5 protein-coding genes are annotated in these 11,303 nt (G+C 44.8%); all 5 read left to right on the top strand.

Annotated elements, in window-relative coordinates; all coding sequences use genetic code 11:
* Nucleotides 1-237: 237 nt before the first annotated feature.
* The 5 genes from RTR63_RS07695 to RTR63_RS07675 all read left to right on the top strand — a co-directional run bounded on the left by RTR63_RS07695 (nucleotide 238) and on the right by RTR63_RS07675 (nucleotide 11,291).
* Nucleotides 238-1,902: an alpha/beta hydrolase family protein gene (locus RTR63_RS07695; protein ID WP_312523587.1), complete on the top strand. Its 1,665-nt coding sequence runs from the start codon at nucleotides 238-240 to the stop codon at nucleotides 1,900-1,902.
* 458 nt (nucleotides 1,903-2,360) lie between these two features.
* Nucleotides 2,361-5,174: a DNA gyrase subunit A gene (gyrA, locus tag RTR63_RS07690; RefSeq protein ID WP_312523586.1), complete on the top strand. Its 2,814-nt coding sequence runs from the start codon at nucleotides 2,361-2,363 to the stop codon at nucleotides 5,172-5,174.
* Between the two features lie 173 nt (nucleotides 5,175-5,347).
* Nucleotides 5,348-6,043, top strand: a complete 696-nt coding sequence (locus RTR63_RS07685; RefSeq protein ID WP_312523585.1) for a glutathione S-transferase — start codon at nucleotides 5,348-5,350, stop codon at nucleotides 6,041-6,043.
* A gap of 280 nt (nucleotides 6,044-6,323) precedes the next feature.
* Nucleotides 6,324-9,137: a pyruvate dehydrogenase (acetyl-transferring), homodimeric type gene (gene aceE, locus RTR63_RS07680; RefSeq protein ID WP_312523584.1), complete on the top strand. Its 2,814-nt coding sequence runs from the start codon at nucleotides 6,324-6,326 to the stop codon at nucleotides 9,135-9,137.
* Nucleotides 9,138-9,218: 81 nt separating this feature from the next.
* Nucleotides 9,219-11,291 carry a 2-oxo acid dehydrogenase subunit E2 gene (locus RTR63_RS07675; protein ID WP_312385809.1) on the top strand — a complete coding sequence of 691 codons (2,073 nt, stop codon included), beginning with the start codon at nucleotides 9,219-9,221 and terminating at the stop codon, nucleotides 11,289-11,291.
* Nucleotides 11,292-11,303: the final 12 nt, after the last annotated feature.

Here is an 11,303-nt window from a genome sequence, read left to right as displayed (position 1 = left end):
AGCGTGCTTTACGCCTTATCGGGCCCAGTAACTGCGGTTTGGAGCAAGTTTAAACGTAAATCTGTTTAGCGCTACTTTAGGTTTTTTTGTTTCAGTAGCAATTTTTTTTAGAAACGGATGTTCAAATAGTACAAAAACTGGCATGATGAGCGTATCGTTTTCATGCCCGTTTTTTTTGGGTAACATGATGCGTTGTTCAAGGATATGAACCATTAATTTCCTCATAAGGAGTATGAGATGCACCGTCAGGCTGATTTAATCCACCCTGCTTTTAACCTAACCAAAATTTTTATCTCCGTGTGTTTGGCATCAACCTTAGCCGCTTGTGGTAGCGATAATGATTCCACTACAACGCCACCTGCCAAAACAGGCGTTGCTTCACTGCCCACAGGTAATTTAATCAAAGATCCATTAACGACCAAAAATCTCACCGCCAGCGCCTTAACCCAGTTATTTAATACCACAGACCCCGATTTTAGCAAAGTTGCAGCCACGCCCAAGTGCGGTGTGCGTGTAGAATACATGCAATATGATACCGTCGATGTCAAAGGTAATAAGACCGATGCGACGGGTGCTGTGTTTATTCCGACAGGCACGGATGCAAGCTGTAGCGGCAATCGACCCATTGTACTCAATGCCCACGGTACGGCAACGACCAAAGCCTATAATTTTGCAGAAGTCGGTAATGCCAACAATGAAGCAGGACCGGCGGCGACATTGTTAGCGGCTTTGTTTGCAGGGCAAGGCTATGTGGTTATCTCACCCAATTATGCAGGTTATGACAAATCAAGCCTAGCTTATCATCCGTACCTCAATGCACAGCAGCAGTCACACGAGATGGCAGATGCGTTAAAAGCAGGCAGGGAAGTGGTACGCCGCACCGGCAGTGCAACCAATGTCGCTGACAATGGCAAATTGTTTATCACAGGTTATTCCCAAGGTGGCTATGTCGCCATGGCAACCACGCGCTATCTTGAAACGCTCAAAGAACCTGTGACAGCGGCGCTGCCAATTTCTGGACCCTATGCTATGGAAGCCTTTGGTGATGTGGTATTTGGTGGCAAAGTCATGCTCGGTGCGACTTTTTTTGCCCCGCTGATGGCTCGCAACTATCAAGAGCAGTATGGCAATATTTATGCCAAACCCAGTGACATGTTTGCGCCAGCCAATGCCGATGAAATCCCCTCGCTACTACCTAGCACCAGCATGACTGATATGCAGCTCGTTTTAAGTGGTAAATTGCCTGCCTCAGCGATGTTTCAAAAAGCGCCCACTGGCAATTCAACGCTGGATGCGTTATCACCGTCTGACCCAGCATTTAGCTTTGGCTTTGACACGACGCAGTATTTAATCAAAAATGACTACCGATTAGAGTACTTGGCAGATGCCCAAAAAAATGTCGATTGGGCAGTGCCTTATTTACAAGGTTATACCAACTATAACCCAGTGCCTGCTACACTGCCTGAACATCCCCTACGTAAAGCGTTAAAAGCCAATGACTTGCGCGGCTATTTACCAACAATGCCTGTCATTATGTGTGGTGGTAACCAAGATCCGATGGTGTTCTTTGACGTCAATAGTAGTTTAATGAAAAAACTATGGGACACAGATACTAATAAAACTAGCGCGACCAAGTTGGGAATTATTGATATTGATGTCACCAATCGTGCAACGCGTCAAAAACCGGTTTATCAAACGTTAGGTTTTGATACCGTCAACAATAATAGCATCCAGTCTCAGTCAGAAAAAATGCAGGCAGGATTTGCTAGCAAAGTGCAAAATATTGCGGCAAATGCGGCTGCCAACGGGGGCAATCCATCACAAGCCGTTGCTATGCAATATCATGGTTTAGTCACGCCATATTGTATGGGTGTGGCACAGACATTGTTTAGCCAGTTCTAAATTTGTCATATCTACTAAACATATACGTATATAACTGACTCCAATTTAACAAAGCCTGTTTATCAACAGGCTTTGTCATTAGACAGTTTGATATCGAGCCTCAGATTTAATCCGATTATTTTATAGCTTGTAAAAATAACTGGTAAAGTTTGGGCAGTTTGCCATGGGGGTAAAATAACACCCGTCAAAGCATGATATTTTGATGTTACCGTCGACATTTGGCGGTGGGTTAACTGCTAAATCATGCGTTTTATGCTATAATTGTTCCTTTTTACTATCCTAAAAATATTACGTCATCTGTGTTACTTTTCTAAAAGTTTTGATTGGGGTTTTTTGCAGCTTTTGGTCAAAATTGCGCATTGCTTTTAAACGCATGGTTGTTAACTTAGCTATCGCCTTGAAAAGTAAAATAAATAAGATGACTCGTATATTTAAGTAGCTTGATAAAAGGAGCGTGCATGTCCACCGATTCCGTTAGCCCGATTGGCATCGTCGATGAATTAAAACAATCTTATCTCGACTATGCCATGAGCGTAATTGTCTCCCGTGCTTTACCTGATGTGCGTGATGGGCTCAAACCTGTTCATCGCCGTGTGTTATACGCGATGCATGAATTATCAAACGACTTTAACAAACCTTACAAAAAATCGGCGCGTGTGGTCGGTGATGTTATCGGTAAATACCACCCACATGGCGATACTGCAGTGTATGACGCGATTGTGCGTTTGGCGCAGCCGTTCTCAATGCGCTATATGCTCATCGATGGTCAAGGTAATTTTGGCTCAGTGGATGATGACCCTGCCGCAGCGATGCGTTATACCGAAGTGCGCATGCAAAAACTTACTCACCAAATGCTGGGTGATTTGGATAAAGACACTGTGGATTGGGAGCCAAACTATGATGGTTCAGAGCAAATGCCAAGCGTCATGCCAGCCCGTATTCCAAATTTGCTTGTTAATGGTGCCACAGGCATTGCGGTGGGTATGGCGACCAATATGGCGCCACATAATCTGACCGAAGTGATTAATGCGTGTTTGGCGTATGCCGATGATCCGCACATCTCGGGTGAAATGCTTATGCAGTACATCACCGGTCCTGATTTCCCAACAGGCGGTATCATTTATGGCCGCTCAGGCATTGTCGATGCTTATCGCACCGGTAAAGGTCGCCTGCATTTGCGCGGCAAATATCACATCGAACCGATGAGTGAAACGGGCGCCAATAAAGAGCGTGAGCGTATTGTATTTACCGAGATTCCGTATCAAACCAATAAAGCAAAACTGATTGAAAAAATCGCAGAATTGGTACGCGATAAAAAACTTGAAGGCATTAGCGAGATTCGCGATGAGTCAGATAAAGATGGCATGCGTATCGCTATTGACTTAAGACGGGGTGAAAACGCAGAAGTCATCGTTAACAATCTATTTATCCAAACGCCTTTAGAATCGAGTTTTAGTATCAACATGGTTGCCTTAGATGAAGGTCAACCTAAAATCATGACGTTGCGGGATTTGATTGCCGCCTTTATACGTCACCGCCAAGAAGTTGTGACTCGCCGTACTATTTTTGAACTCAAAAAAGCACAGGCGCGTGGTCATTTGCTCGAAGGACTAACCATTGCCCTTGCCAACATTGATCGCATTATTGACACTATCAAGGCATCGGCAAACCGCCAAGAAGCCCGCGATAACTTACTGACCAATACTTGGCAGTCAGGTGGCGTGATTGCCATGTTAGAGGCAGCAGGCAGTCATTCGATTCGCCCCGATGTGATTGAAGGCGAAGACCTAAATGCCCCATATGGACTGATTGATGACAACCAACATTATCGTCTATCGCCTGACCAAGTCAATGCTATTTTGGATATGCAGCTGCACCGTTTAACAGGGCTAGAGCAAGACAAGCTACAGCAAGAATTCAAAGAAATCTTGGCACTCATTGCCCAATTACAAAGCATCTTGGATAACTTTGACCAATTAATGCAAGTAATCAAAGACGAATTAATCCAAATCCGTGATGACTTTGGCGATGCACGCAAAACCCAAATCGTCGATAGCCGCAGTGACTTTAGTCGTGCAGATTTGATTCCTGAACAGACCGTTGTGTTGACTGTTTCACGCACGGGCTATGCCAAAACCCAGCCTATCAGTGACTACATCGCCCAAAAACGCGGGGGTAAAGGAAAGTCAGCCACTGCCATGAAAGCAGATGACGTCATTGACCATATGGTGGTCACATCCACGCATAACAACGTGATGATTTTTACCGATCGGGGCCGTGTGTTTGGGTTACAAGTGTTTGAAGTGCCTATTGCCAGCCGTGGTTCGCGTGGCCGTCCGATGGTCAATCTAATTGCATTGGATGCCGATGAAAAAGTCACCGCCATCTTGCCTGTGACCGAAGACGACAAGCAAAATGACAATAGCTATGTGTTCTTTGCAACCGCATCGGGTATGGTAAAACGCGTCCAATTGTCACAATTTAAAAACCTTCGCGCCAACGGACTTCGCGCTGTTGAACTTAACGACGGCGATAACTTAATTGGCGTTGCCATTACCGATGGCGAGCAAGACATCATGTTATTCTCCAATGAAGGTAAAGCCATTCGCTTTAATGAAAGTAAAATCCGTGCGATGGGTCGTACCGCAAAAGGGGTACGCGGTATGCGGGTGATGCTACTGGCCAATCAAGGTATCGAAGACGAGGACACCGAGCTTGAAGACGATAGCCATGATGACCAAGACAATGACAGTGTCGTTGCGGTTAGCCGTGTGGTGTCGTTAGTTGTAGCCCCACAGCAAGGCGAGATTTTATGTGCTTGTGAGCGTGGCTTTGGTAAACGTACCCCTGTCTCTGATTTCCCTGTCAAAGGTCGTGGCGGTAAAGGCATTATCGCCATCAAAACCACGGCGCGTAATGGCGAGCTGGTGCAGGCGTTAGCGGTAACCGATGCCGATGATATTGTGCTGATTTCTGATGCAGGCACGCTGGTGCGTACACCTGTCGGACAAATCGCGCAAACAGGTCGTAATGCGCAAGGGGTCACTCTGATTCGTATTTCAGAAGATGAATCATTGGTCTCCATCGCTTTGGTTGAAGGCGGTAGTGAAGACGAGCTGGACGAAGATAGTTTAGAGGCAGCATTGGCTGACAATATCGCGCAAGATGGTACTGATTTACGAAACAGTGCGGATTTGCAAGACATCGAGTTGTCTGAAGCCTTGCAGCAAGATGGTTTACTAAAAGCCGATGCACAACAGCTAGATGACTAATTTGTAGCCTTGCTATTTATAACCTCGCTTTATCAAACCAGCTTATCAATCAATAAGCTGGTTTTTTTTCGCTGAATTCTACAATTTCGCAACAGCCAGCAAGTTTAAAGCCTTATAAAATTTAAAGTTACTTTGTTCCAACAATCCTATTACATTAAAAGACGAGTATACCCATGTCAAAACTGCATCTACATCACCTTGAAAAATCACGTTCATTCCGAATTCTTTGGCTATTAGAGGAATTAGAACTGCCTTATCAGTTGACTAAGTACGAGCGCCATCATGGTTTGGCGCCCAAGTCTTTGCAAAAAATTCACCCGATGGGTAAGGCACCTATCCTGCAAGATAATGGAAAAACGCTGATTGAATCAGCCAATATCATTGAGTATTTGATTGACAACTATGACCATCCAACCGACCAGCAAGATGCACAGCCAATCTCACAACTGGTGCTGAATAAAAAATTTCGCCCAGATTATGGGAGTGAGGCGTATGAACAGTATCGATATTGGCTGCATTTTACCGAAAGCTCGTTGATGCCCTTGCTTATTATCCGACTGGTATTTGCTACCATGATAAAAAAATCACCGATAGGTATCAAGCAAGTGGCAAAATTACTCAAATCAGGGATAGACAAATCTTACCTGAATCATTCATTAACCGAACAGCTCAAAATGCTAGATAAGCATTTGGGTAGTAATGAATGGCTTGCTGGCAACCAATTTAGCGGCGCTGATATACAGCTTGAATTTGGCATAAACGCCATGCTAGAAACCCATAGTTTAGATGCAAAATACGCTAACATTCACAATTGGTTAAAAAAATGCCAAGCTCGCCCAGCTTATCAAAAAGCGGTTGATAAGTGTTGATGATTGACTGTCAAGCGATTTAACGCTTTTATTGCTTTACTTTGTCGATAAATTTACTATATGGTCAGAAAAAATAGTTGTTTTTTTACCTTTATTTCATAGCTAAATACCTATCAAAAATTAGCGAAAATACTGAAACATTTTTTTTTATGTAAAATATTGCTATCGCTATTTATAACAATGTTTTGTGTGTAATAGTTGAATACTTTGAGTCGTTTACAACCTAGCTCCATTCTAGGTTATTTCCATGGATGGATGCCATTGCCAGAAGGAACGAAAAATGCAATATCAGTATTTTAAAGACCCTGATAGTCAAGAAACCCAAGAATGGCTTGACGCCTTTGATTCGGTGATCAAGTCAGTGGGAAAAAAACGTGCCACTTTTTTACTAAAAGCCATCTATGATAAGGCGGTACAAGAAGGGTTGCGCGTTAACCGCCTTGATACTGCTTACATCAACACTATTCCGGTAGAAGATCAGCCCTCCTATCCCGGTGATTTAACCCTAGAGCGTAAAATTCGCGCTATTATTCGTTACAATGCGGTGGCGATGGTGATGCGTGCCAACAAAAATGACGACGACTTAGGCGGTCACCTAGCGACGTTTGCCTCAAGCGCGACGTTATACGAAACAGGTTTTAACCATTTTTGGCGCGCAGCGAGTGAAAGCTTTGGCGGTGATATGATTTATTATCAAGGTCATGGTTCGCCAGGGATGTATGCTCGCTCATTTTTAGAAGGTCGATTGACTGAAGAGCAGCTAACAAATTTTCGCCGTGAAGTAGGGGGCAAAGGGCTATCTAGCTACCCACACCCTTATTTGATGCCTGACTATTGGCAGTTCCCAACCGTGTCTATGGGTTTAGGCCCAATCATGTCAATTTATCACGCGCATGTGCATCAATATCTTGAAAATCGCGGCTTGATTCCAAAAGAGGGTCGCAAGATTTGGGCATTCTTGGGCGATGGTGAAACCGACGAGCCAGAGAGCCTAGGTGCTATCTCACTAGCCGGTCGCGAGAATCTAGAAAATCTGATTTGGGTGATTAACTGTAACTTACAGCGCCTAGATGGTCCGGTACGTGGTAACGGTAAAATCATCCAAGAGCTTGAATCCGTGTTTCGCGGTGCAGGCTGGCGGGTGATTAAAGTTATTTGGGGCGGTAAATGGGATACGCTACTAGATAAAGACCATACGGGCGCGCTCAAACATCGTATGCTTGAGACCCTCGATGGTGAATATCAAGTCTATAAAGCGCGTGATGGTAAATTTGTCCGTGACTATTTCTTTGGTAAATACCCAGAACTTGCCGAGATGGTCAAAGATTGGACTGACGAAGAAATCCAAAATTTAGACCGTGGTGGTCACGACCCGATGAAGGTGTATGCCGCATTTAGTGAGGCCATGAAAGCCAAAGGTCAGCCGACGGTGATTTTGGTTAAAACCGTCAAAGGTTATGGCTTATCTAACCAAAGCCAAGCGGTCAACAAGACCCACCAAATCAAAAAACTCGAAATTGATTCATTAAAATATTTCCGTGACCGTTTTGATTTGCCATTTACCGATACGCAGCTTGAAGAATTGCCGTTTTATCGTCCTGATGAAAATTCTGCTGAAATCCAATATCTGAAAGGTCGCCGTCAAGCACTGGGCGGACATTTGCCCAATCGCCGTAGTGGTCATATTCCACTCGATGTCCCAGGGTTAGAGATTTTTGACAAATTACTTCAAGGTAGTGCAGGCAAAGAACAATCTACCACTATGGTATTTGTACGCTTGCTAGCGGCACTGCTAAAAAATAAAGCGCTGCAAGAGCGTGTGGTGCCGATTGTTCCTGATGAAGCCCGTACTTTTGGTCTTGAAGGTATGTTCCGCCAATTGGGTATCTACTCGGCATCGGGTCAAAATTATACCCCTGAAGACCATGAAGCCTTGATGGGTTATAAAGAAGCCAAAGACGGTCACATGCTTGAAGAAGGCATTAATGAAGCGGGTGCGATGAGTGCTTGGATTGCGTTAGCAACCAGTTATTCAACCAATGCGTTACCGATGATTCCTTTCTATATCTATTATTCGATGTTTGGTTTCCAACGCGTCGGTGATTTAGTTTGGGCCGCAGGGGATATGCAGGCGCAAGGCTTCTTGCTTGGCGGTACCGCAGGTCGTACTACACTCAATGGCGAAGGCTTACAGCACCAAGACGGTCATCAGTTGATTTTATTTAACACGGTGCCAAACTGTGTCACTTATGACCCATGTTATGGTTATGAGCTAGCGGTGATTGTACAAGATGGTCTGCGCCGTATGTATGGTGAAGGTGAACGGGTTTTCTATTATATCACCTTAATGAATGAAAACTACGAGCAACCAGCTATGCCAACAGAGGTAGAAGAAGGCATCAAAAAAGGCATGTACTTGCTCAAAGACAATGGTTCAAAACAAGTGCAATTGCTGGGTTCGGGCGTGATCTTACGTGAGGTTGAAAAAGCCGCACAAATTCTAGCTGAAGAATTTAACATCAATGCCAACGTGTGGAGTGTTACAAGCTTTAATGAACTCACTCGTGAGGGCATGGCATGTGATGAGTACAATCGTCTGCACCCATTAGATGAACAGCGTACGCCTTGGGTTACTGAGCAACTTGCCCAGCATGAAGGGATTGTAGTCGCCGCCACCGACTATATGCGCATTTTCTCTGAGCAAATCCGCGCCTACCTACCAGACAGTCGACCGTATGCTACCTTAGGTACCGATGGTTTTGGTCGTTCTGATAGTCGCCGCCAATTACGTAGTTACTTTAAAGTGGATGCCGCCCATATTGTGGTGGCAACGCTCAAACTATTGGCAGATGAAGGTGAAGTTGATGCGCGTTTGGTCAAAGATGCGATTAGTAGCTTAGGTATTGATGCCGATGCTTCACCTGCTTGGCATCCTCAAGTACAAATCGACCATTCTCCAGATGCCCCAGCGATTTTAGGCGCGCATCCAAAACCTGTACCAACCTTGGTTGAAGAGGATGATGAAGCGATTTCAGCAGACGGCAAAGCAGAAGATAAAGCCGATGCGCCAATTCTTAACGACAAACCTGAATAATAGAAATCAATAGTAGGTAATCAGCCACGTATTAGCGGCTGATTACCCACTTAGTAGAAATAAAAATTTAAGGATAAACCCATGGAAATCAAAGTTCCCGACTTAGGCGTTGATAGCGCCGAAGTCAGCGAAATTATGGTCAAAGTCGGCGATGTCATCAATGTGGACGATAACATTGTCTTATTAGAATCTGACAAAGCCTCCGTAGAAGTACCTGCAACATCAGCAGGGACTATCACAGCAATTAGTCTTCAAATCGGTGATAAGGTCAAAGAAGGTGATGTGATTCTCACCATTGATAGTGCAGGCAATAGCCAATCCAACACTGCACCTGTAGAGCAACCTACGCAACAGACAGACCAACAAGCAGCCCAATCTCACGAAGCTAAAGAAGCTAACGCGACTTCATCGCAAGCGCCGTCTATGGCTGCGCCAAATCAATCACAGCCAACATCCGCATCAGCTGAAGCAACCTATACATTGCCAGATTTAGGGGTGGATACCGCAGAAATTAGTGAATGGTTAGTCAAAGAGGGCGATACTGTCACTGCTGAACAACCGCTGGTATTGGTCGAATCCGATAAAGCCTCGGTCGAAGTACCGGCACCTGTCAGTGGAAAAATTGTCAAATTTTTAGTCAATGCAGGTGATACGGTCGCCAATGGTCAGGACTTTATCGTGATGGCCTCCCAATCAGCTTCGCAACAGCCATTAGCCAGTGACCCATCAGAACAAGTCGCTAGTCAAGCCAATTCAGCTGCAAACCAAAATCAGCCACCCGCTCAAACGGTATCTGCGCCTCAATCATCCACACCCGCTGGTAAACAAACCTTTGGTTTGCCTGATTTAGGGGTAGAATCGGCACAGATTAGTGAATGGATGGTCAAAGTAGGCGATGAGATCACAGCAGAACAACCATTGTTATTGGTAGAATCCGATAAAGCCTCGGTGGAAGTCCCTTCGCCAGTCGCCGGTAAAGTGGTTGAATTACTGGTTAACGCTGGCGATACCGTCACCAATGGTCAAGACTTTGTTGTGATTGAAGCGGCGGGGTCAGTGCAATCAGCATCACAGCCGCAAGCGACCACCAATACTGCTCAGCAAGAAATCGCTAAAACGCAAAATACCGCGTCGACTTCAACTAATAGCGCTACCACAACAGCTATCCAGTCAAGTTCACAGTCAAAACTGTCTGAAGCACAAATTAATGCCAAAAACGCCGCGGTTTATGCAGGGCCTGCGGTGCGCAAACTTACGCGCCAATTGGGTGTTGATGTCAGTGAAGTGATTGGTACGGGCGCTAATGGGCGTATTGTCAAAGAAGACGTGTTTGCTTATGTCAAAAATACAATAAAAGCAGTTAGCACACCCGCAGCAGCAAATAATATATCTGCGCCATCAGCGGCTCGCGCAGGATTACCTAATTTACCCGATATGAGTAAAACGGAAATTTGGGGAGAAATTGAGCGCCAAGATTTGACCCGTCTACAAAAAGTCTCAATTCCGCAGCTTAATTACAATACCTATTTGCCACAAGTCACCCAGTTTGATTTGGCAGATATTACCGATGTTGAAAAATTGCGTGGCGACCTGAAAGATGAGATGAAAAAAGAAGGGGTGAGTTTAACCATTCTGGCTTTCATCATGAAAGTAACTGCTTATGCACTGATGCAACATCCAAAATTTAACAGCCATTTAAGCGATGACAATACCCAGATTATTATCCGTAAATCCGTGAATTTAGGCTTTGCTGTAGCCACCGAGGAGGGTTTGACAGTCCCTGTCATTCAACGTGTAGAGCAAAAAGGTATCAAACAACTAGCGATTGAAATCGGTGAACTTGCCAAAAAAGCACGTGATAAAAAACTATCTGCCAAAGAGTTAACCGGCGCGTCATTTACGATTTCAAGTCAAGGCAATCTTGGCGGTACTTACTTTACGCCGCTGGTCAATTGGCCACAAGTTGCGATTTTAGGCGTGAGTGAATCTAGCATTCAGCCACGTTGGAATGAGACTAAAGGCGAGTTTGAGCCACGTTTAATGCTACCTTTGTCATTATCGTATGACCACCGTGTGATCAATGGTGCGGACGCTGCAGTATTTACCCGCTATATTGCAAAATTACTAGCAGATCCACGCCGCGTGTTGTTATAAATTGCAGCGCAA

It is taken from the genome of Moraxella sp. CTOTU47724 (assembly GCF_032014955.1).
Classification (GTDB): Bacteria; Pseudomonadota; Gammaproteobacteria; order Pseudomonadales; family Moraxellaceae; genus Faucicola; species Faucicola tetraodonis.
Note: the sequence above shows the minus strand (reverse complement) of the source record. Positions and strands in the feature narration are given on the sequence as shown.